Annotated in this window: 19 protein-coding genes; 3 read left to right on the plus strand and 16 right to left on the minus strand. The window is 68.9% G+C overall.

Features of this window, described 5'->3' with window-relative positions:
• Nucleotides 1-4: 4 nt before the first annotated feature.
• The 5 genes from B2J86_RS09945 to B2J86_RS09965 all read right to left on the minus strand — a co-directional run bounded on the left by B2J86_RS09945 (nucleotide 5) and on the right by B2J86_RS09965 (nucleotide 5,118).
• Nucleotides 5-823: a ChbG/HpnK family deacetylase gene (locus B2J86_RS09945; protein ID WP_173025427.1), complete on the minus strand. Its 819-nt coding sequence runs from the start codon at nucleotides 821-823 to the stop codon at nucleotides 5-7.
• 1 nt (nucleotide 824) lies between these two features.
• On the minus strand, nucleotides 825-2,378 hold the full coding sequence (locus B2J86_RS09950; RefSeq protein WP_173025428.1) for a glycosyltransferase family 39 protein: 1,554 nt from the start codon (nucleotides 2,376-2,378) through the stop codon (nucleotides 825-827).
• A 130-nt stretch (nucleotides 2,379-2,508) separates the two neighbouring features.
• Nucleotides 2,509-2,955, minus strand: a complete 447-nt coding sequence (locus B2J86_RS09955) for a DUF2214 family protein (RefSeq protein ID WP_173025429.1) — start codon at nucleotides 2,953-2,955, stop codon at nucleotides 2,509-2,511.
• A 57-nt stretch (nucleotides 2,956-3,012) separates the two neighbouring features.
• Nucleotides 3,013-3,936, minus strand: coding sequence for a LysR family transcriptional regulator (locus tag B2J86_RS09960; protein WP_169637147.1), 924 nt, complete (start codon nucleotides 3,934-3,936; stop codon nucleotides 3,013-3,015).
• Nucleotides 3,937-4,107: 171 nt separating this feature from the next.
• The gene (locus tag B2J86_RS09965; RefSeq protein ID WP_173025430.1) at nucleotides 4,108-5,118 is read right to left on the minus strand and encodes a fumarylacetoacetate hydrolase family protein; all 1,011 of its coding nucleotides are present in this window, start codon (nucleotides 5,116-5,118) and stop codon (nucleotides 4,108-4,110) included.
• Nucleotides 5,119-5,220: 102 nt separating this feature from the next.
• On the opposite strand from B2J86_RS09965, the gene B2J86_RS09970 reads away from it, so the two are divergent.
• From B2J86_RS09970 to B2J86_RS09980, 3 genes are all read left to right on the plus strand, one after another.
• Nucleotides 5,221-6,003: an IclR family transcriptional regulator gene (locus B2J86_RS09970; protein WP_169170765.1), complete on the plus strand. Its 783-nt coding sequence runs from the start codon at nucleotides 5,221-5,223 to the stop codon at nucleotides 6,001-6,003.
• Nucleotides 6,004-6,022: 19 nt separating this feature from the next.
• The gene (locus B2J86_RS09975) at nucleotides 6,023-7,213 is read left to right on the plus strand and encodes a DUF3108 domain-containing protein (RefSeq protein ID WP_216842349.1); all 1,191 of its coding nucleotides are present in this window, start codon (nucleotides 6,023-6,025) and stop codon (nucleotides 7,211-7,213) included.
• A 135-nt stretch (nucleotides 7,214-7,348) separates the two neighbouring features.
• The gene (locus tag B2J86_RS09980) at nucleotides 7,349-7,645 is read left to right on the plus strand and encodes a DUF3567 domain-containing protein (RefSeq protein ID WP_169169708.1); all 297 of its coding nucleotides are present in this window, start codon (nucleotides 7,349-7,351) and stop codon (nucleotides 7,643-7,645) included.
• Between the two features lie 77 nt (nucleotides 7,646-7,722).
• Here B2J86_RS09980 and B2J86_RS09985 read toward each other — a convergent pair whose 3' ends face one another.
• The 11 genes from B2J86_RS09985 to B2J86_RS10035 all read right to left on the minus strand — a co-directional run bounded on the left by B2J86_RS09985 (nucleotide 7,723) and on the right by B2J86_RS10035 (nucleotide 21,967).
• Entirely contained in the window at nucleotides 7,723-8,271 is a 549-nt protein-coding gene (locus B2J86_RS09985) for a hemerythrin domain-containing protein (RefSeq protein WP_173025431.1), read from the minus strand.
• A gap of 5 nt (nucleotides 8,272-8,276) precedes the next feature.
• Nucleotides 8,277-8,681: a ribonucleotide reductase subunit alpha gene (locus B2J86_RS09990; RefSeq protein ID WP_169169706.1), complete on the minus strand. Its 405-nt coding sequence runs from the start codon at nucleotides 8,679-8,681 to the stop codon at nucleotides 8,277-8,279.
• Nucleotides 8,682-8,696: 15 nt separating this feature from the next.
• A complete protein-coding gene (locus tag B2J86_RS09995; protein WP_254068042.1) occupies nucleotides 8,697-9,365 on the minus strand; it encodes a nitroreductase in 669 nt (222 codons plus the stop codon).
• Nucleotides 9,331-10,653 (minus strand): NnrS family protein, encoded by a 1,323-nt coding sequence (locus tag B2J86_RS10000; RefSeq protein WP_254068043.1) that lies wholly within the window; start codon nucleotides 10,651-10,653, stop codon nucleotides 9,331-9,333. The genes B2J86_RS09995 and B2J86_RS10000 overlap by 35 nt, the downstream gene beginning before the upstream one ends.
• Entirely contained in the window at nucleotides 10,650-13,088 is a 2,439-nt protein-coding gene (locus B2J86_RS10005; protein WP_173025432.1) for an adenosylcobalamin-dependent ribonucleoside-diphosphate reductase, read from the minus strand. Before B2J86_RS10005 ends, B2J86_RS10000 begins: the two co-directional genes overlap by 4 nt.
• 423 nt (nucleotides 13,089-13,511) lie before the next feature.
• A complete protein-coding gene (locus B2J86_RS10010) occupies nucleotides 13,512-14,237 on the minus strand; it encodes a carbonic anhydrase (protein WP_173025433.1) in 726 nt (241 codons plus the stop codon).
• 2 nt (nucleotides 14,238-14,239) lie between these two features.
• Nucleotides 14,240-15,109: a peptidylprolyl isomerase gene (locus B2J86_RS10015; protein ID WP_173025434.1), complete on the minus strand. Its 870-nt coding sequence runs from the start codon at nucleotides 15,107-15,109 to the stop codon at nucleotides 14,240-14,242.
• A complete protein-coding gene (gene narI, locus B2J86_RS10020; protein WP_254068044.1) occupies nucleotides 15,106-15,912 on the minus strand; it encodes a respiratory nitrate reductase subunit gamma in 807 nt (268 codons plus the stop codon). The genes B2J86_RS10015 and narI overlap by 4 nt, the downstream gene beginning before the upstream one ends.
• Nucleotides 15,909-16,616 carry a nitrate reductase molybdenum cofactor assembly chaperone gene (gene narJ, locus B2J86_RS10025; protein ID WP_173025435.1) on the minus strand — a complete coding sequence of 236 codons (708 nt, stop codon included), beginning with the start codon at nucleotides 16,614-16,616 and terminating at the stop codon, nucleotides 15,909-15,911. The genes narI and narJ overlap by 4 nt, the downstream gene beginning before the upstream one ends.
• Nucleotides 16,617-16,619: 3 nt before the next feature.
• Nucleotides 16,620-18,152, minus strand: coding sequence for a nitrate reductase subunit beta (gene narH / locus B2J86_RS10030; protein ID WP_173025436.1), 1,533 nt, complete (start codon nucleotides 18,150-18,152; stop codon nucleotides 16,620-16,622).
• A complete protein-coding gene (locus B2J86_RS10035) occupies nucleotides 18,149-21,967 on the minus strand; it encodes a nitrate reductase subunit alpha (RefSeq protein ID WP_173025437.1) in 3,819 nt (1,272 codons plus the stop codon). Before B2J86_RS10035 ends, narH begins: the two co-directional genes overlap by 4 nt.
• Nucleotides 21,968-21,994: the final 27 nt, after the last annotated feature.

Genomic DNA, 21,994 nt, shown 5'->3' on the forward strand with positions numbered 1-21,994 from the left:
CCGGTCACGCGGGCGCCGCAGGGAAGAGATCGTGGCCGCGTGCCAGGCGCACATCCGCAGCGGCCAGCGCCTGCGCGAACGCAGCGCTGGCCAGGTAGGCGCCTTCGCGCGCGCGCGCCGCCCCGATGGCGTCGTCCGCGTCGGCGCGGTCGGCGGGGTGGCACATCAGCACCGTGCCCGCGGGCGCTGTGCGCAGCCAGCGCTGCATGTGCTGCGCATACGCCGCGGTGTCGCCCGAAAAATCGTAAATACCCGACAGCACCTCCGCATGCGGCAGCCCCGCGCGGTTGGCTTGGCGCACCAGGGCCTGCGCGCCCCAGGCCGCAATGGTGCGCGCCTTGAGGTCGCGCTGGCCCGGCGGCGCCAGCGACACGCGCAGCCAGGGCGGATGCTGCGGGTAGCGCCGCTGCACGGCCTCGACCAGCGCCTCGCGGATGCCGCGGAACTGCTGCACATGCTGGTGGCCGTCGATGTGGTCGGGCGGCGCCTTCCAGTGCGCCTCGAACGCGTCGAGCTGGCGCTCGACCACGGCGCGCACGGCATCGGCGCGCAAGGCCCCGAGGGCAGCCCACAGCATCAGGGCCGGCAAGGGCTGGCCGTGCCCCGCCGCCAGGGCGAACGCGCTGGTCCAGTCCAGGTGCAGCCCCACATCCACCTGGCCGCGCAGCGGCTGCAGCCGGGCCACATCCTCGCGCCAGCGCGGCGACAGCACCATGGCGCTGGTCGCGCTCAGGCGCCCCTGGGCGGCCAGCGCGGCGATCGCGCGCGACACGCCCTCGCTCAGGGCGAAGTCGTCGGCGCACAAGACCAGGGCGCGCGCCATCTCAGTGGCTCGCCGGGTCCGCGCCTGTGCCGACTTGCACCGACCAGCCCCAGCCGCCACGCACCCGGTGGGCATCCTCGGGGCCGGTGCCCGGCGGCCACAGGTTCAGCACCCCCAGGCGCTCGGGCTCGCCCGGTGCAATCCAGGGACTCACGGCCAGGTTGCCGTCGATCAGCACGCGGGGCTGCTCGGGCAGCCACAGTGCCACAACGCCACTGACCGTGGCGGGCCCGCGGATGATGGAAATGGGGCCGCCCAACGCTTGCCGCGCCGGGCCGGCCACGGCCAGTGCCAGCTCCTCGGACGCAAATTCTCGCCAATGCGGCGAACGCGGCCGGTGGCGTCCGAACGCGGAGGAGTCGTACGACTGCCACACCAGCAGGGCCTGCAGCAGCACAAAGAACACGCCCCCCAGCACCAGCACCCGGCGCACAGCGAGGGCCTCTTCGCGCAGGCGCAGCCAAGCCATGAGGGCAGGCACCGTCCACATCGCAAAGGCCGTGCCCCATTGCAACTGCAGGTCCACGCCGCCCAGCACACCCATGGCCGCCATGAATAAGGGCGGCAGCAGGCCCCAGCACAGCAGGACCGAGGCACCACGCTCCGCTGTCTGCGCAGCATGCTGCGGACCAGCGCTTGGCGGCAGGCGCGCACCGGGCGCCGCCAAGCGGCGCTGCGCCCACCAAACGGCAACCAGCAGCAAGAGGGCCGGCAGGCAGCGGTTGAGCAGCCAGTCCGCCAGCCATTTCGTCGATGCGGTCAGGCGCTCGACGGGGCCCAGCTGGGCGCCCAGCGACGACTGCATCGCATAGGCGATGGGGCCGCGCTCCTGCTGCAGCAGCCACAGCGCATGGGGCAGGACCAGCGCCAGCGCGACCGCGACCGCCAGCACCAGGCCGCGGCGCTGCAGCGGGTCGCGCCACAGGCCGTGGCGCGCAAACAGCCACAACCCGCACAGCGCCGTGACCGCGTACTGGTACTTGCTGAGCATGCCCGCTGCGGCCACGACGCCCAGCGCCAGCCACCAGCGCAGCTGCGGCCGCGTGAGGATGCGCCACCACAGCCAGGCACTCGCCGCGACCCACAGCGTGAGCGCCGTGTTGTGGTTGTAGTAGTACAGCCGGCCGTTGTAGAAAGTGATGCACAGCGCCGCCAGCAACCCCACCAGGGCGTAGTGCCGACCGTACATTTCGCGCAGCAGTGCCGCGTAGAGCGCCAGGGAAGCCAGCGTGCACAGCGCGCCCAGCAGGTAGCTCGACCAGGCAGACCATCCGGCCACCTGCACAAAGGCCCAGAGGGCCCAGGTGGGCAGTGGCGGGTGCTTGTAGTAGCCCCACTGCAGCGAGCGCACCCAGGTGAGCTGCTCGATGTTGTCGGCCGGCGGACTCAGTGCCACGCTGCTCAGGTGCCACAGCCACAGCACGCCAAACAGCCCGAGGATCGCCCACGTCCAGTCAACGCTTGCGAGCCCCTGCAGCGCGTGCTGCGCGCCGCGCGCAGGCGCGGCGGCGCCCGGCGGCGGTGGGGTGGTCATCTGCGCATCGGCACGCGTCATACAAGGTCCTGGGATTCTGCGTGGCATGCGCCTGGGCGCAGCCGGGTCACTCAAAGCGCAAAGCCGCGGCTCGAGCGTGCGCCTACAGCCAGAGCCTTCGGAGCGGGCCTACATTTTGTCACACTGCGACCTACCAGCCGCGCGCCCAGAACACCGCCACCACAGCGATCACGGGCAGCAGATGCGACTGCACCATCACCAGGCGGCGCACGCGGGCCACTTCGTCCGCGGCGGGCAGGGCCCCAGTGGCGTACAGGGCACGGCGCCAGCGCCGAAAGGCCAGCGTGGGACGGATGGACAGCAGCACCATCACCACGAACAGCGCCACCTTGAGGTGCAGCAGCGGTTGCGTGGCGTACCAGGACGCCCCTTTGATGCCCCAGAACACGCGCGCCAGGCCGGTGGCCAGCAGCACCACGGCGGTGATGCCATAGATCAGGTCCAGGCGCGCCAGGCGCGCCACCACGGCGGCGTTGAGCCATTCGGTGCGGCACAGGGCCGCCTGGCTCGAGAGAAAGACCACCAGGGTCAGGATGGCCACCAGATGCAGGCTGGCCAGAACGGCTTCGAGGGTCATTGCAAGTCCTTGTACATGGGCCGGGGCGAAGCCGGAGGCGCCCACGGCACCACCGCCTCAGGGTGTCTTCCAGAACCCGGGTTGGCTGTAATTGTGCTTGAGGTAGTCGATCCACAGGCGCACGCGCAGCGGCAGGTGCTTGGCGTGCGGAAACACCACATAGATGCCGTTGGGCGGTGCGGCGAACGCGTCGAGCACCGCCACCAGCTGGCCCGCGGCGATCTCGTCCTCGACCTCCCAGGTGCTGCGCCAGGCGATGCCAAAGCCGGCCAGGCACCAGTCGTAGAGCACCTGGCCGTCCGAGCAGTCGAGCGGCCCGCCGGGGCGGATGTGCACCAGTTCGCTGGCGCCCGTGGCCGTGGGCACGCGAAAGGCCCAACCGCGCGTTTGCGAGGCGTCGCTCGACAGCGTCAGGCAATCGTGCGCCGCCAGCTCGCTTGGGTGCTGGGGCGTGCCGCGGCGCTGCAGGTACTGCGGCGCCGCGACGCACAGGCGCCGGTTGTCGGCCACGCGCACGCTCACGAGCGAGGAATCGGGCAGGTCGCCCACGCGCACGGCGCAGTCAAAGCCCTCGCCCGCCAGGTCGACCACGCGGTCGCTGAGGTTGAGCGAAATCGCCACCTCGGGGTGCAGCGCGCGGAACAGCGGCACCAGCGGCGCCACATGCCGGCGGCCAAAGCCGGCTGGCGCCGTGATGCGCAGGTGGCCGCTGGCCTTGACGCCGCCGGCCGAGACGCTGGCTTCGGCGTTGGCCACCTCGGTCAAGAGGCGCTGGCAGTCTTCCAGAAAGGCGCTGCCCTCGTTGGTCAGGCTGATGCGCCGCGTGGTGCGCACGAGCAGCTTCACGCCCAGGTGCTCTTCGAGCGCGTCGAGGCGACGGCCCATGATGGCCGGGGCCACGCCCTCGGCACGCGCCGCCGCCGTGAGGCTGCCGCGCGTGGCCACGGAGACGAAAGATTCAAACGCCTTGAGCTTGTCCATGGGCGCCGATTATGGGTGTGCGACGCTGCCTAAAACCGGTGCCGGCCCTTCATCGGGCGTGACCCCGGTGGCCTGGAGGGCGGCGCTCCTGCGCTGTGTCTCCTTCAACTATTTCTTTGATAGCTGTCAGCGCTTACTGGGCAAGGGCCAGAGCCCTATTTCATGGAAAACTCAGGCGGGCGCCGCAATCGCCTGGTCGATGGCGCCAAATATGCTCTGGCCGTCCTTGCCTTTCATCTCGATGCGGATGGTATCGCCGTACTTCATGAATTCGGTCGAGGGCTGGCCGTCCTGGATGGTTTCGATGCAGCGCTTCTCGGCGATGCAGCTGTAGCCCTTGGGCCAGTCGGTGCGGCCCTTGGCGTCCGCCACGCCCTTGTTGCTGACAGTGCCGCTGCCGACGATGGAGCCGGCGCGCACGTTGCGCGTCTTGGCGATGTGGGCGATCAGCTGGCCGAAGTGGAAGGTCATCTCGGTGCCGGCGTCGCACATGCCGACCTTGCGGCCGTTCCAGGTGGACTGCAGCGTGAGATGCAGGCGGCCCTTGTCCCAGGCGTCGCCGAGTTCGTCGAGCGTCACGGCGACGGGGCTGAAGGCGGTCGCGGGCTTGCTCTGGAAGAAGCCGAAGCCTTTGGCCAGCTCGGCCGGAATCAGATTGCGCAGGCTCACGTCATTGGCCAGCATGACCAGACGGATGCCGTCGAGCGCCTGCTCGGGCGTGCTGCCCATCTTCACGTCGCCGGTGACGACGGCGATCTCGGCCTCGAAGTCGATGCCCATGGCCTCGCTGGGCACCACCACGTCGTCGCAGGGGCCGATGAAATCGTCGCTGCCGCCCTGGTACATCAGCGGATCGAGATAGAAACTGGCCGGAACTTCGGAGTTGCGCGCTTTTCGAACCAGTTCGACGTGGTTGATGTACGCCGAGCCGTCGGCCCACTGATAGGCGCGCGGCAGCGGGGCCATGCACTGCTGCGGGTCGAACGGGAACGCGTGGCGCGCCTTGCCCGCGTTGAGCTGGTCGTACAGGTCTTGCAGCTGCGGCGCCAGGTAGCTCCAGTCGTCGAGCACCTGCTGCAGCCTGTGGGCGATGCCGGTCGCATAATGCGCGCTGCCCAGGTCGCGTGAGACGACCACCAGCTGGCCGTCGCGTGAACCGTCTTTGTAGGTGGCGAGTTTCATGGGTGCAAAACCTTTATCGGCATGGAAAGCGGCTGCGCCCAGCGCAAATTACGCTGGGTGAAATCGATTTAACTAAACAAAACCTCTGAAATTCTAGTGCACATGGACAAGGAACGCGCCGGCATCCAGTCCGTCGAGGTCGGCTTCTCATTGCTCGAAGGCCTCACGCGAGCGCGCGGGCCGCTGATGCTCAAGGACGTGGCCGCCTCGGCCGACATGAGCGCGGCCAAGGCGCACCGCTATCTGGTGAGCTTCCAGCGCATGGGGCTGGTCACGCAGGACAGCCGCACCGCGCGCTACGACCTCGGGCCCGCCGCGCTGCGCCTGGGGCTGGCGGCGCTGTCGCGCCTGGACGCGGTGCGCCTGGCGCGCGAGCGCCTGCCGCAGCTCATGGACGAGATTGGCCACACGCTGGCGCTGGCGGTGTGGGGCAACCACGGCCCGACCATCGTGCACTGGGAGGAGTCGGCGCAGGCCGTCACCGCCAACCTGCGCCTGGGCGACGTAATGCCGCTGCTGGCCTCGGCCACGGGCCGCTGCTTTGCCGCGCACCTCGCGCCCGAGGTGGTGGCGCCGCTGCTGCAGGCCGAGCTGGCACAGGCCGAAAAATTGCACCGCAGCGACCTGCCCGCCACGCTGGCCGCGGCCCAGGCCCTGCTGCAGGAAGTGCGCGAGCGCGGCGCAGCGCGCGTGGTGGACACGCTGCTGCCGGGCATCGTCGCCTTCTGCGCGCCGGTGTTCGACGCCGACGGCCACCTGGCGCTCGGCATCACCACGCTGGGCTCGGTCGCCACGCTGGACGCGGCCTGGGGCGGCACCATCGACACGCCGCTGCGCGCCGCCGCCGCGCACCTGTCGCACGACCTGGGGTTTGGCGGCGCCTGAGCGCGGCCGGCAGGGCACCATGATCCCGCGGCGCACCCTGCTGCTGATCGCCACGGCGGTGCTGGCCCTGCACTGGTGGGTGCTGGCCGGCGTGCCGCTGCACTGGGACCGGCCGGCGACCGCGCAGCCGCCCCAGGTTTTCACCACCCGCACCGTGGCAACGCCACCGCCCGCCCCCGCGCAGGCCCCGCCGGCCGCCGCGCCGGTGCGGCGCCCGCCGCCGCGCAAGAAGGCGCCTGTGCCCGCCAGCACGCCCTCTCCGGCCCCTGCGGTGGCGGCGAGCGCCGAGGCCAGCCTCTTGGGCCCGCCCCCCGGCGCGACCGACCCGGAGCCTCTGGCAAACCGTGCGCCGGACCCGGAAACCGACAACCAGGCCAGCGCGCCCTCTCCCGACCCTGCCGCCGAGACTGCCCCCGACCACGGGCCGGGCCCGCAGCCGCTCCTTGCGGCCGAGGCGCCGGACGCCCCTTCAGAGGCCCCCGCGCCGGCGCCCGCCGCAGGCACGACAGCAGCGATCGACATCGCCGTGCCGGGCGCGGGCGCACCCGGGGACAGCGCAGCGCCCCGCCCGGTGCGCATTCCGCCTCCCGTGCGCCTGGATTTCGAGGTCAGCGGGCAGGCCAAGAAGCTCCACTACAGCGCGCGCGCCGAACTGCTGTGGCAGCACGACGGCCAGCACTACCAGGCGCGCCAGGAGATCAAGCTGCTGTTCCTGGGCGCGCGCACGCAGACCAGCGAGGGCGACATCGCCGCGGGCGGCCTGCAGCCCCGGCGCTTCGGCGACCGCGCACGCAGCGAACAGGCCGCGCACTTCGATTACGCCCACAACCGGATCACGTTCAGCGCCAACACGCCCGAAGCCGTTCTGGTGCCGGGCACGCAGGACCGGCTCAGCGTGTTCCTCCAGCTCGGCGCCCTGCTGGCCGCGGCGCCCGAACGCTACCCGGTGGGCACCCGCATCAGCGTGGCCACGGCAAGCGCGCGCGCGGCCGACGTCTGGTCGTTCACCATCGAGGGCGAGGAAACGCTGGACCTGCCCGTGGGCGCCACCCCGGCGCTGAAACTGGAGCGCCTGCCGCGCCGCGACTACGACCAGAAGGCCGAGCTGTGGCTCGCGCCCGCCCTGGGCTACCTGCCCGTGCGCATCCGCCTCACCCAGGCCAACGGCGACTTTGCCGACCTGCGCCTGAGCGGCCACGCCGCGCCCTGAACCGGGGCCAAGGCCCCGCCAGCGAAGGTGATTGGCATCCGTGAAATACTGGGGCAGGCCCCCGGGCCGCACCGCAGGACTTGAACTCCGCGCCCGCGCTGTCATCTGACAGACACACAGACCAGGGAGAACACCATGCACATGCTCTACGACTCAGAATCTTTTGTGGTGGTCCACATGCTGACAGACGCCGTGAAGCCGCTCGATGCCACGTCGGCGGACAGCCCCGCCCCCGCCCCACAGCTGGCCCGCCACGGCTTCGAGATCGTAGACAAGCGCTCGGGCAAGGAGGTCTACCTCGATGGCTCGTGGGCAGAAATGTTCCAGCAGGTCATCCTGGCATGGCAGCGCGACGCACCGACGCAGGAGGAAGTGGAAGACACGCTGGACCGCTACACGGGCCTGGCGCAGAACCCGGTGGTGGTGCACTGACCAAGCAAAACACCAGTCAAATCCGCCACAAACACTTACCCATCAAACGCCAGAAGCTATCATTATAATAGCGCAAATCAGGACGCAGCGCCCCGGCGCTGGCGCATGTCCTGGGCCATGCGCTGCAGCGCGTCGGCGCCGAGCAGGGCGCGCGCCGCCGGGTACACCAGGTCTTCCTCACTGCGGATGTGCGCGGCGTAGGCTGTGGCGAAGCGCGCGAACGCGGCCTCGTCCTGCGCGCTGAAGGCGGTTTTTTTCCCTTCGGCCAGCGCCTGCAAGGCCGTGCGCGCGGCCTGCCAGTCGGCGTCCATGCGCGCATGGTCCTGCTGCAGCTGCCGCACCCGCGCCGCCACGGCGGCGTCACCGTGCGCCAGCAGCGGCGGAAACACGTGCAACTCTTCGTCTTCGTGGTGCAGCGGCGCGGCGAGGTCGAAGTAGCGCAGCACATCGTGCGCCGCCTGGCGCGCGGAGTCGTCGCAGGCCTGGCCGTGCAGGTAGCCGACCAGCCTCTGCAGCAGCGCCAGCGTGCGCTGCACGCGCTCGTGGCAGGCCTCGAGCATCTCGAACGGCGTGTCAAAGCCCACGGCGGGCGCGCCGAAGCCGGGCAGGGCCGCGTTGCCGGCCATGGCGCTCAGCCCAGCCGCACCGGCTCGCCCTGCCGGTTGAACGGGATGAACGCGTCCACCCGGCCCTCCTTCACAGCGTCCACCATGCGCTGCAGCGGCGCCTCGGCCTCCTCGCTGCTGGGCGCGCGGTGCAGCGTGCCAGACAGCGCGGCGGCGAACACCATGGCCCAGTCATGACCGAACTGGGCGGATTCGTCCACCAGTGCGGCAAACGAGGCAATGTCTTCGGGCCGCTTGTCCACGCACATCAGCGGCACCAGCGCGCCGCCCTGCCCGGCCGCGAAATCGGCGCGCTGTGCGGGCGTGGCATCGCCCGGCAACTCGGCGCCGGCGAACACAAACAGCAGCCTCTGGGGCTCGGGCTGCGAGCGGGCGGCCTGCAGCAAATCGTCAAAACTCGCAATTTCCATGGGTGTTCTCCGACATCACAGCAAAGGGTCTGCGCGCGACGGCTCGTCGGGGGGCTCGCCGCCGAGGGTGCGCAGGTAATCGGTGGGCACGGGACGCAGGCGCGCGCGCTTGCGCGACTGCACCGTGCCCAGGCTCAGGAAGCACAGCGCGTGCTCGCCCGCGCCCAGGCCAAACAGTGTGCGCAAGCCCGCGGACTTGAGCGCCTTGCCGCTGGTCAGCGCCGAGCCGTAGCCCAGCGCCGTGGCCATGAGCAGCATGTTCTGCACCGCGCAGCCGGCCGACACGATGCGCTCGTGCAGGTCGATCTGCGGGTCGCCGCGCTCGCCGTCCACCACCACGAGCAAAAGCTCGGGCGAGCGATAGGCCTTGTCGCGCGCCTGCGCCACCTGCTCGGGCGTGGCGCGGGCGTCGCGCCCGAGCAGGGCGGCGGCGAACACCTCGGCCAGCGGCCCGCGCTGCGCCTGCGGCACCCGCACCAGGCGCCAGGGCAGGATCTGCCCGTGGTCGGGCGCCTGGCCGGCGGCGGCCACGATCTGCGCGAACTCGGCAGCCGGGGGCGCGGGCTCGGCCAGGCGCTTGGGCAGGATGGTCTGGCGCGCCTGGATCAGCGTGGCAGCCACCGCGGCCAGCTCGCCGGGCGTGCCGCCTTCAACCGGGGCGACCATCGGCGCGCAAGCGTCCATACCAGTCTCCCAGCCGCACCCCCCATACCGCCACCACGGCGGCCCACAGCAGCGCGGCCGCCAGCAGCAGCCACGCCGACGCGGCACCGGGCAGCGCCGCCGCGATGCGCAGCACGGTGGCCGCCTGCAAGGCCCAAAAAAGCGACCAGACCGTCCGGTCGGCCACCAGGGCACGGCCGCTGTGCCCGCACGACACGCGCGTGACCATGGCCAGCATCAGCGAGGCCAGGCACCCCATGGTGAGCGCATGCAGGGCCCCCAGGCCGAGCACGGGCGCGCCCTGCGCCAGGCCCAGCAACTGGGATACGCCAGCGAGCACCAGCGCCAGCCCCAACCACAGAAAGCCCAGGTGCAGCATGGCCAGCAGCCGGTTCTTGAGGCTTTGCACCACGCCCCACACGCCGGCCAGCCACAGCAGCACGGCGCCCACGGCCAGTTCCAGCACGCCGCGCACCAGCAGCCACAGCGGCGCCACCGGCCCCTGCAGCGGCCCGTCGAGCTCGACCCACACGGCAGCGGCCTCGAGGGCGGCGGCGGCCAACATCAGCCACAGCACCCAGAACGGGCGCCACACGGCGATGAACGGCAGGGCGCTCGACGTGAAAAACGGGATCATGCGGTGCGCCACCGTGACGTACACCACCACGACGAAGCCCCACAACGCCGTGAGCACGCAGGCGCGCGCCACGGCCGGCGCATCCAGCGCCAGGCCGAGCACGGCGCCCATGGCGCTCAGGCTGCCGACGGCGCAGGCCACGGCGATGGCGCGCGCATGCACCTGGTCGTCGGCGCGGCTGCGCAGCACCAGCCACCAAAACAGTGCCGTCATCCACGCCAGGCCGAGCGCCGCCAGCGCCGCACCCGCGATGGCCCAGCGCGCCGCCATATGGGCGCCCCCCAGCCACAGCAGCCAGCCCAGGGCCTGCAGCAGCAGGGGCGGCAGCAGCGTGCGCGTCCCCCAGGGCGCAACCCCCAGCCACTTGGGGCCGGCGGTGAACAAAAAACCCGAAAAGAACAGCGGAATGAAGCCCAGCACCATCACGGCGGCATGCACGAGCGACGGCGACAGCGCATAGGGCAGCCCCAGCAGTCCGCTCGCCCGGTCCACCTGCACCAGCGCCCACCACACCCCCGAAGCCCCCAGCAGCACCATCGCCAGGAAAAACCCCAGCCGGTGCGGAGCCCGCATCAGGTAGACCGGCCGCCAGCGGGGGTCGGGCGGCGCCAGCCCCTCGGGTGCAGGCTTGCCCGGTGCCCCAGGCCGCGCGGTGGCGGGGCGCAGGCTCATCCGCAGGTGCCGAGGTGGCCGCACTGGGTGCAGTAGTCGCAACCGTCCTTGCGGATGACCGCGTGCGCGCCGCACTCGCTGCATTTCTGGCCGGCCATGATGGGCGGCATGGCGGCCACGGCCACCGCAGGCGCCTCGGCCAGCGCCGGCACATCGACGCCCAGGTTCTTGCGGGCGCGCCGCGCCAGGATGTTCTGCACTGCGTAGGCGATGGCGGCCACTTCGGAGTCGTGCCACATGGGCACATGCGTGCCATCGGCCTTCTGGTGCGTGCCCAGGCGCACGGGGCCGCGGTCCCAGGCGACCTTGCGCATGTCGCTGAGCGCACGCTCGAGGAAGCCGCCGCGCGCCGCCAGCGACAGCAGGCGCATGCTCGACGTCACCCATTGCTGCGACTCGCCGCTCTGGCCCACGGGCATGAAGAACTCGATCGCGCGGTCGACCGTGCCGGTGCCGTCGGCATTGGGCACGGGCAGGAAGGACACCACGAGGTACAGGCGCTTCTGGCCTTCCTGCGTCCAGTACTCCACTTTCTCGGCCACGGCCGACAGCGCGCCCTTGGGGCGGCTCTCGATCACGGTGCGCATCGGGTCCACCGGGGCCGCGGCCGGCGCCTGCGGCGCAGCCTCGGCGGGGGCGTGGGTTTCGAGCACCGCACCCAGGATGCTGTTGGGGCGGTACGTCGCCAGCCCCTTGAGGCGCGCGCGCCAGGCCTGCAGGTACAGGCCCTTGAAGTCGTCGTACGGGTAGTCGGCCGGGATGTTCACGGTCTTGGAGATGGCCGTGTCCACGAAGGGCTGCACCGCCTGCATCATCGCGATGTGGCCGTCGGCCGACATCTCGAGCGCCGAGACGAAGTACGCGGGCAGACGCGCCACGTCGCCGCCGAGCTCGCGGTACAGGCGCCAGGAATGGTCTTCGACCGCGTACTCGGAAGTGCTGCCGTCGCCCTCGCGCTTGCGGCGCTTGTACATCCACGAGAACGGCGGCTCAATGCCGTTGGACGCGTTGTCGGCAAAGGCCAGGCTCACGGTGCCGGTGGGCGCGATCGACAGCAGGTGGCTGTTGCGGATGCCGTGCTTGCGGATGTCCTTTTGCAGCGCTGCTGGCAGGCGGCTGGCAAACGTGCCGGTGGCCAGGTAGCCCTCGGCGTCGAATTTCGGGAAGGCGCCCTTCTCGCGCGCCAGCGCCACGGACGCGGCATAGGCGGCGTCGCGCATGCGCTCGGCGATGCGCGCCGCCATGGAGCGGCCCTCGGGCGCGTCGTAGCGCAGGCACAGCATGGCCAGGGTGTTGCCCATGCCGGTGAAGCCCACGCCGATGCGGCGCTTGGCGTGCGCCTCTTCGCGCTGCTGGGGCAGGGGCCAGAAGGTCAGGTCGAGCACGTTGTCGAGGGCGCGCACCTGCAGCGCCACCGATTTTTCAAACGCGTCGAAGTCGAACGCCGCTTCGCCCGACAGGCCGAACGGGTGGCGCACAAAGCGCGTCAGGATGACGGGGCCGAGGTCGCAGCAGCCGTACGAGGGCAGCGGCTGCTCGCCGCACGGGTTGGTGGCCTCAATGGACTCGCAGTAGTGCAGGTTGTTGTCGGTGTTGATGTGGTCGAGGAACAGGATGCCGGGCTCGGCGAAGCCGTAGGCCGACTTCATGATGGTGTCCCACAGCTCCTGCGCCGGCAGCGTCTGGTAGACCCACTGGCCGTCGGCCCGCTGGTAGGCGCCCTGCGCCATCAGCGTGGCGCCCGGCCGCGCCTGGTGCACGAGCTCCCACGGCTGGTCATTCTGCACCGCCTCGATGAAGGCATCGGAGACGCCCACCGAGACATTGAAATTGTTCCAGCGCCCCGGCGTGCGCTTGGCGGTGATGAAGTCCATCACGTCGGGGTGGTCGATGCGCAGCACGCCCATCTGCGCGCCGCGGCGCGCGCCGGCGCTCTCGACCGTGGAGCACGACTGGTCGAACACGTTGATGTAGCTGCACGGGCCCGAGGCCATCGAATGCGTGCCCTTGACCTGCGCGCCGCGCGGGCGGATGCGCGAGAAGTCGTAGCCCACGCCGCCGCCGCGCCGCATGGTTTCGGCCGCTTCGCGCAGCGCTTCGTAGATGCCGGGGTAGCCGCCCTCGTCCACCCCCTGGATGCAGTCGCCCACGGGCTGCACGAAGCAGTTGATGAGCGTGGCCTGGATGTCGGTGCCGGCGGCGCTCATGATGCGGCCCGCGCCGATGGCGCCGGCGTGCAGGTTGGCCAGGAACAGCGCTTCGTATTTTTCCCGCTCGCCCTCGGCCTCGACCGAGGCCAGCGCGCGTGCCACGCGGCGGTACAGGTCTTCGGCGCTGGTTTCGCCGGCCTTGAGGTATTTTTCTTTCAGCACATCGAGGCTGATGGGCTGGGTGGCGGTCACGTCGTGCGCGCGGCCGAGGTCTTCGCGTTTCATGGGGTCTGCCTTGGGAAAAGGCGGCGCAGCACCGGGCACGCGCAGCCGTGGAAGGGGTTGCGCAGCGCACCGGGTCCCGGAAACAGGACAAGGTGGGCGCTGCGCAGACGGCAAGAATAGACCTTTTTGGCGACAGACCCGCGCAAGTCCCGCCCCGGCGTGGTGGTTAAAACGCATTCCTGACGCAGCGCAATCTTGGTGCATCTGTCCTGCGGTCCCCAGCGGCACGGGCTCGGGCGGAGGCGCCGTCCACGCCCCGCACCGGGGGCGGCGCCCCTTCGCGGATCCACTGGGTGGGAATCCGGCCTTTGGCATCGAAACAAGGCTCTAGCGCCTGCCAGCCGTATGCAGATAGCTATCAAAGTCATAGTTCCCGGTGGCCCCAGGAATTTCAGGCATGGAACCCGGGCATGGCGCGCTGGCTCAATCGCAAATCACCTGCCCATCGTGCTCGACATACGGGGCATACGGGCCGGTGCCGCTGTTCGTGGCCACCGAGGCGGCGACGAAATTGCCCGTCTTGACATCGAAGACATGGACTTCGCCGTCCTCAATGACGTAATGCCAGCCGTGCAGGCTGATCTGCCCCGCCAGCACGCGGCTGCGCACCATGGGAAATTCCATCAGCCGGCCCAGTTGCAGCACCACGGCGCGCTGCTCGGTGCGGCGCAAGGCCTCGGGGCATGGCTGGACCGGCAGCACCGCCTCGCGCCCCAGGTCGAGCCAGCGCAGCAGGTTGTGGGCTTCGGAGGGCACCTCGCCATACAGCGCCTTGATGGCACCGCAGTGGCTGTGACCGCAGACCACGATCCGGCTGACCTGCAGGCTGAGCACGGCGAATTCGATGGCCGCCGCCGTGCCGTGGTGGCCGTGCGAGCCGTCGTAGGGCGGCACAAAAGCCCCCACATTGCGCACCAGAAACAGCTCGCCCGGACCGGCGCCGGTGAGCAGGTAAGGCAGCAGGCGCGAGTCGGAGCAGCCAATGAACAGCGTGGTCGGGTGCTGTCCTTCGGCCACCAGGTCCTGGAAACGCTGCTGGTGCAGCGGGAAATATTCCGACTTGAAGCGCCGCAGGCGCACCAGCAGTTCGTCGCTGCTGTCAGCGCTGCTGTCGCTGTCGTTCGCGCTGTCGTGAGCCGGCGCGTCCATGCCTACTGCACCAGCGGGGAGTCGGCGGCGTCCAGTGCGATGTGTTCCAGCGTGGCCTCGCCCGCCAGCAGGGCCATGTACTGGTGCAGCGCGCGAGCGCGCGACTGCATCGCCAGCAGGCGCGCTATGCGCTCGCGCACCTCGGCGTAGGTGGGCTGGGTTCCCTCGCGGCGCTCCAGCACCTCTACGATGTGGAAGCCAAACCGGCTGTGCACCAGCCGCGGGAGCACGCCGACGCGGGCTTGGTGCTGCTGTGTGTGGAACAGCGCCTGCGCCAGTTCGGGCGCGCAGTCGTCCGGGCCGATCCATCCCAGGTCGCCGCCCTGGGTGCTGGTGGGGCAGTTGGACAGTTCGGTCGCCAGCTGCGCAAAGCGTCCGGGCGGGCTGTCTGCGTGGGTCAGTTCCAGCAGGGCTTTTTCCGCATGCACTGCCAGCGCCTGCACGTTGGTGCCGGGCGTGACCGCAAACAGGATGTGCCGCACATGCAGCGCCTGCCCCACGGTGAACTGCGCAGCGTGCGCCTGGTGGTAGCGCTGGCACTCGGCCTCCTGCGGCTGCGGACTGCGGACGTCCGCGTCGACCAGCTGTTCGAGGATTTGGCGCTCCGGCTCGCCCAGTTCGGGCGCCACGCTGCCCGCGTAGGCCGGCAACAGCCCCTGCGCCACGGCGCGCTGGCGCAGCAGTTCGGCATAGGCGCGTTCGCGCAGTTCGTCCTCGGCAGGGCGCTGCCCCGGGAGGTGCAGGGCCACGCCGTTGATGGTGGCCGTGGGCCCGCTCCGGGTGCCGGCCGCCGCGGCATCGGCAGGGGCAGCCGCGCTGCCACAACCGCATCCGCTGCCGCAACCGGAAGAGGAAGAGGGAGCGGTGTTCATGAGAACTCTCCTTTGGGCGAGGCGGCGCCCGTCGGGGCCTGGGCGACCGGGCGGTGGGCGGGATGGACCGCCTGCACCGGCTGCGGCGCGTGCGACGAGCGCGTGGTGACGCCCACGTCCAAGCGCCGGCTGCGCACCACCTGGTAGGGCCGGAACAGGTAGCCCACCGACGCAAAACCGCTCCACACGTGCACCAGGCGGCTGAACGGGAACAGCAGGAAGATCGTCATGCCGAAGACGATGTGAAACAGGTAGGGCCAGGGCAAGCCGGCCAGCACCTCGGCATCGACCGTGCGCAGCGTCAGGATGCGCTGCGCCCAGTCGGCCAGGATCAGCATCACGCTGCCGTCGGAATGCGCCCACGAAAAAGGCAGCGTGATCAGCCCCACGACCAGCTGCACCCACAGGATCAGCAGGATCGCCAGGTCGGTCTTGTGGCTGGTGTAGCGGATGCGCTCGTCGAACATGCGGCGGTAGATCAGCATCGACAGGCCGATGAAGCAGAGGACACCGAACAGACCGCCCGAGTAGATGGCGATTTTCTGCTTGACCGAAGCTTCGAGAAAGTGCGCATAGAACGCATGCGGCGCCAGCAGGCCGATCAGATGGCCAAAGAACAAAAACAGGATGCCGACGTGGAACAAATTGCTGCCCCAGCGCAGCAGCCCGGTGCGCAGCAGCTGCGACGAATCGCTTTTCCAGGTGTACTGGTCGCGGTCGAAGCGCAGCAGGCTGCCGAGCAGGAACACCGACAGGCAGATGTAGGGGTAGACCCCGAAGAGAAAACCGTGCAGGGAAGTCATCGCTGTGCTCCGTGGGTGGGACGTGCCTGGCGCGCGGCGTGGGGCACGATGTGGATGGGTTGCGGCTGGTCGGGCCGCGCCTGGCCTTTGGACGAGCAGCCATCAAACACCACCGGCTCCTGCCAGACGGCGTCCATCGGCTCTTCGGCAGCGATCTCGACCGGCGAAGCTTTCTCGCCCGCCAGTTCGAGCAAGGCGCCCAGGACGCAGGCATAGGGGCTTGAGCGCTGCTGCAGGGCGGCAAACAGGGCGTTGAAGATGTGTGCCATTTCAGCGAGGAACTCGCGCGCCTGGCGCGGCGGCTGCGTGGAGGTGAACTCCAGCACCACCGGCAGGAAGTCGGGCATTTCGCCCTCGCCCAGGAACATGCCGGCCTGCTCGTAGGTTTTGGCCAGATCGATCATGGCCGGACCGCGGTCGCGCGAGTCACCATGCACATGCTCGAACAGGTGCAGCGAGGTGGCGCGGCCGCGGTCGAACAGCTCGACGTAGTCGGCCTCGGCTTCCAGCGCCGCTTTGCGCTCCAGGGTATCGATCAGCGCGTCGAGCTCCGCCAGGCGCGGCGCAGGCAGCGCCTGCTCCTGCAGCAGCGCAGCGCGCAGCCCGGGCAGGTGGGCGCGCAGTTCCGCATCGGGGTAGCCGAGCAGCCGCGCCAGCACGCGCAGGCTTCGGGTCGCATTGGGGGCGTGGTTGAACAGGGCCATGGCTCAGACCTCCACCTTGATGGGAATGGTGCGTTTCTTGCTGCCGCCAAACAGGCTGACCTCGCTGCTGCCTTCGGAGCAGCCGTTGCCAAAGGTGAAGCCGCAGCCGCCGCGCACGTCAAACGCGTTTTCGGCGTATTCGCGGTGGGTGGTCGGGATCACGAAGCGGTCTTCGTAGTTGGCAATCGCCATGGTGTGGTACATGTCTTCGACCTGCGCCACCGTGAGGCCGGCCTGCGCCAGCACCGCCAGATTCTGCTCATGGTCGACGTGCTTGCTGCGCTGGTACGAGCGCATCGCCAGCATGCGCTCCAGCGCGCGCACCACCGGCGCGGTGTCGCCGCCCGTGAGCATGTTGGCCAGGTACTGCACGGGGATGCGCATCTGGGAAATGTCTGGCAGCTCGCCGTGGATGCCGATCTGACCGGCATTGGCCGCCGAAGTGATCGGCGAGAGCGGGGGCACATACCAGACCATGGGCAGCGTGCGGTACTCGGGGTGCAGCGGCAGCGCCACCTTCCAGTCGACCGCCATCTTGTAGACCGGGCTCTTGCGCGCGCTTTCGAGCCACGCCTCCGGAATGCCGTCCTTGCGCGCCTGCGCGATCACGGCCGGGTCGTGCGGGTTGAGGAAGATGCCCAGCTGCGCCTGGTACAGGTCCTTGTCGTTTTCGACGCTCGCGGCTTCCTCGATGCGGTCGGCGTCGTACAGCACCACGCCGAGGTAGCGGATGCGACCGACGCAGGTTTCACTGCACACGGTCGGCTGGCCGGCCTCGATGCGCGGGTAGCAGAAGGTGCACTTCTCGGCCTTGCCGCTCTTCCAGTTGTAGTAGATCTTCTTGTACGGACAGCCCGAGACGCACATGCGCCAGCCGCGGCACTTGTCCTGGTCGATCAGCACGATGCCGTCTTCCTCGCGCTTGTAGATCGAGCCCGACGGGCACGAGGCCACGCAGCTTGGGTTCAGGCAGTGCTCGCACAGGCGCGGCAAATACATCATGAAGGTGTTTTCGAACTGCCCCACCATGTCTTTTTGCACCTGCTCGAAGCTGTCGAGGTTGGCGTCCTTGCTGCGCTTGGAAAACTCGCCGCCGAGGATTTCCTCCCAGTTCGGGCCCCACTCGATCTTCTCCATGCGCTTGCCGGTGATCAGGCTGCGCGGCTGCGCCGTGGGCGCGGCCTTCATTTCGGGCGCCGACTGCAGGTGGTCGTAGTCAAACGTGAAGGGCTCGTAGTAGTCGTCGATCTGCGGCATGTTCGGGTTGGCGAACAGGCGCATCAGCATCTTCCACTTGCCGCCCTGGCGCGGTTCGATGGAGCCGTCGGCGCGGCGCACCCAGCCGCCATTCCACTTGTCCTGGTTTTCCCACTCCTTGGGGTAGCCGATGCCGGGTTTGGTCTCGACGTTGTTGAACCAGGCGTACTCCATGCCCGGGCGGCTGGTCCAGACGTTCTTGCAGGTGACCGAACAGGTGTGGCAGCCAATGCACTTGTCCAGGTTCAGCACCATGCCGATTTGCGCGCGTACTCTCATGCCGACTCTCCCTGTTGCTGCACCGCGAAGGCGCGTTCGTCCTGGCGTGGCGTGTCCAGCCAATCCACCTTGTGCATCTTGCGCACGACGACGAATTCGTCGCGGTTGGTGCCGATGGTTCCGTAGTAGTTGAAGCCGTACGACAGCTGCGCGTAGCCGCCGATCATGTGCGTGGGTTTCAGGACGACGCGCGTGACCGAGTTGTGGATGCCGCCACGGTGCCCCGTGATCTCCGAGCCGGGCGTGTTGACGATCTTTTCCTGCGCGTGGTACATGATCACCATGCCGGGTTTGATGCGCTGGCTGACCACGGCACGCGCGGTGAGCGCGCCGTTGACGTTGTAGGCCTCGACCCAGTCGTTGTCCTCTACGCCGATCGCCCTGGCGTCGTCTTCGCTGAGCCAGACGATCGGGCCGCCCCGGCTCAGGGTCAGCATCAGGAGGTTGTCGGTGTAGGTCGAGTGGATGCCCCACTTCTGGTGCGGCGTGATGAAGTTCAGCAGGATTTCCGCATTGCCGTTCGCGCGGATGCCGTGCACGCCGGCCGTGGCCTTCAGGTTCACGGGTGGCCGGTAGCTGGCAAAGCCCTCGCCAAAGGCGTGCATCCACGGGTGGTCCTGGTAGAACTGCTGGCGGCCGGTCAGCGTGCGCCACGGGATGTACTCGTGCACGTTGGTGTAGCCCGCGTTGTACGACACGGTTTCGGACTCGATGCCGCTCCAGGTCGGCGAGCTGATAATCTTGCGCGGCTGCGCCTGGATGTCGCGGAAGCGGATTTTTTCGTCCTCGCGGTGCAGCGCCAGGTGTGTGTGCTCGCGCCCGGTCTGCTTGCCCAGCGCAGCCCAGGCCTTCACCGCGACGTGGCCGTTGGTCTCGGGCGCGAGCTGCAGCACCATTTCGCAGGCGTCGATGTCGCTGTCAATGCGTGGCATGCCCTGCGTCACGCCGGGCTCGGTCACCACGCCGCTGAGCTGCCCCAGCTGCGTGACTTCGGTCTCGGTGTTCCACGCAATGCCCTTTCCGCCGTTGCCGATCTTGTTGAGCAGCGGGCCCACAGCCGTGAAGCGCTTGTAGACATTCGGGTAGTCGCGCTCGACCACCTGCATCTGCGGCGCCGTCTTCCCGGGAATCAGCTCGCATTCGCCGCGCTTCCAGTCCTTGACCTCGAAAGGCTGGGCCAGCTCGCCCGGGGTATCGTGCATGACCGGCGTCAGCACCATTTCCCTTTCGACGCCCAGGTGGCCGTCGCACAGCTCGCTGAACTTCTTCGCAAACCCCTTGTAGATCTCCCAGTCGCTCTTGGACTGCCACACCGGGTCCACGGCGGTGGACAGCGGGTGGATGAAGGGGTGCATGTCGCTGGTGTTGAGATCGTTCTTCTCGTACCAGGTGGCCGTGGGCAGCACGATGTCCGAATACAGGCAGGTCGTGCTCATGCGGAAGTCGAGCGTGACCAGCAGGTCCAGCTTGCCCTCGGGCGCCTGGTCGTGCCAGACCACTTCTTCGGGTTTGGCGTCTTGGGCGCCCAGATCCTTGCCCTGCACGCCATTGGTGGTGCCCAGCAGGTGTTTGAGGAAGTATTCATGGCCCTTGCCCGACGAGCCAATGATGTTGGAGCGCCACACGAACATGTTGCGCGGCCAGTTGTCCGGGTGGTCGGGGTCTTCGCAGCTCATTTTCAGCGATCCGTCCTTCAGCGACTGGACCACGTAATCCTTGGGATCGAGTCCGGCGGCCTGCGCGTTCCTGACCACCTGCATCGGGTGGGTTTGCAGCTGCGGGGCACTCGGCAGCCAGCCCATGCGTTCGGCGCGCACGTTGTAGTCGATCATGCTGCCGCCGTAGAGCTTCTTGTCGGCCAGCGGCGAGAGCACTTCGTCGACCCCGAGCTTTTCATAGCGCCACTGGTCGGTGTGCGCGTAGAAGAAACTGGTGCTGTTCATCTGCCGCGGTGGGCGGATCCAGTCGAGCGCAAAGGCCAGCGGCGTCCAGCCGGTCTGCGGGCGCAGCTTCTCCTGGCCCACGTAATGCGACCATCCGCCGCCGCTCTTGCCGATGCAGCCGCACATCATCAGCATGTTGATGACGCTGCGGTAGTTCATGTCACTGTGGTACCAGTGGTTCATGCCGGCGCCGATGATCACCATGGACCGGCCTTCAGTCTTGTCGGCGTTCTCGGCAAACTGGCGCGCCACGGCAATGATCTGGTCGCGCGGCACGCCGGTGATCTGCTCCTGCCAGGCCGGCGTGTAAGGGGTGTTGTCGTCAAAGTCGGCTGCCGCCAGCTCGCCCGGCAGGCCGCGTGCAATGCCGTACTGCGCCACCTGCAGGTCGAACACGGTGGCCACCAGCACCTCCCGGGCTTCACCGTCCGTGCCGAGGGCGATGCGCTGCACCGGCACGGTGCGCACCAGCACATCGCTTTGCTCGTTGTTCGGGAAATGCTCGTGGTGGACTCCGCCGAAATACGGGAAACCCACACGGGCGCTGTCGTGGTCCGCCGCGTCGCCTTCGAGCGTGGACAGCCTGAGCGCCACATCCTTGCCCTCGCGTGCTTCCTTGGCCTCCAGGTTCCACTGCCCGGCATCGGCCCGGCCGTCCGGCCCCCAGCGGAAACCGATCGCGCCCTGCGGCGTGACGACCTGGCCGTGCGCGTCAAAGGCCACGGTCTTCCAGTCGGGGTTGTTGTCCTGTCCGAGCCGGTCGGCAAAGTCGGAGGCGCGCACATAGCGGTCGGGCACCATCACGGATTCGCCGCTGGCCAGCGTGTGCGCCTTGAGCATGACCAGCATCGGCAAATCGGTGTAGCGGCGCGCGTAGTCGTCGAAGTAGGCCGAGCGCGGCTTGCCGTTGCCGCCAAAGTAGAAATCCTTGAGGATCACATGGCCCATCGCCATCGCGACCGCGGCGTCGGTGCCCTGCTTCGGGTGCAGCCACAGGTCGGACAGCTTGGCGACCTCGGAGTAGTCGGGCGTGATGGCGACGGTCTTGGTGCCCTTGTAGCGCACCTCGGTGAAGAAGTGCGCGTCCGGCGTGCGCGTCTGCGGCACGTTCGAGCCCCAGGCGATGATGAAGCTCGAGTTGTACCAGTCGGCCGACTCGGGCACGTCGGTCTGCTCGCCCCAGACCTGCGGGCTGGACGGCGGCAGGTCGCAGTACCAGTCGTAAAAGCTCATGCACACGCCACCGATCAACGACAGGTAGCGCGACCCGGCCGCATAGCTGACCATCGACATCGCCGGGATCGGCGAGAAACCGATGATGCGGTCGGCGCCGTGCTGCGCGATGGTGTAGACGTTGGACGCGGCAATGATCTCGTTGACCTCGTCCCAGGTCGAGCGCACAAAGCCTCCCAGGCCGCGCACGCTCTGGTAATCACGCCGCTTGGCGTCGTCCTGCACCACGGCGGCCCAGGCCTCGACCGGAGGCAGGGTCAAGCGTGCCTCGCGCCAGTGCTTGAGCAGACGGGCGCGCACCATCGGGTACTTGACGCGGTTGGCGCTGTAGAGATACCAGCTGTAGCTGGCGCCGCGCGAGCAGCCACGCGGCTCGTGGTTGGGCATGTCCCAGCGCGTGCGCGGGTAGTCGGTCTGCTGGGTCTCCCAGGTCACGATGCCACCCTTGACGTAGATCTTCCATGAGCACGAGCCGGTGCAGTTGACGCCGTGCGTGCTGCGAACGACCTTGTCGTGCGCCCAGCGGTTGCGGTAGGCGTCTTCCCAGGTTCGGTCTTCGGCGGTGGTGACGCCGTGCCCTCCCGAAAACGATTCCCGAGGCTGGGAAAAGTGGTTGAGGCGGTCGAGGAAATGGCTCATCGGGAGGCTCCTTTTCGTTTCTGCAGG

Source organism: Acidovorax sp. SRB_14 (genome assembly GCF_012932145.1).
Taxonomy (GTDB): domain Bacteria; phylum Pseudomonadota; class Gammaproteobacteria; order Burkholderiales; family Burkholderiaceae_C; genus Simplicispira.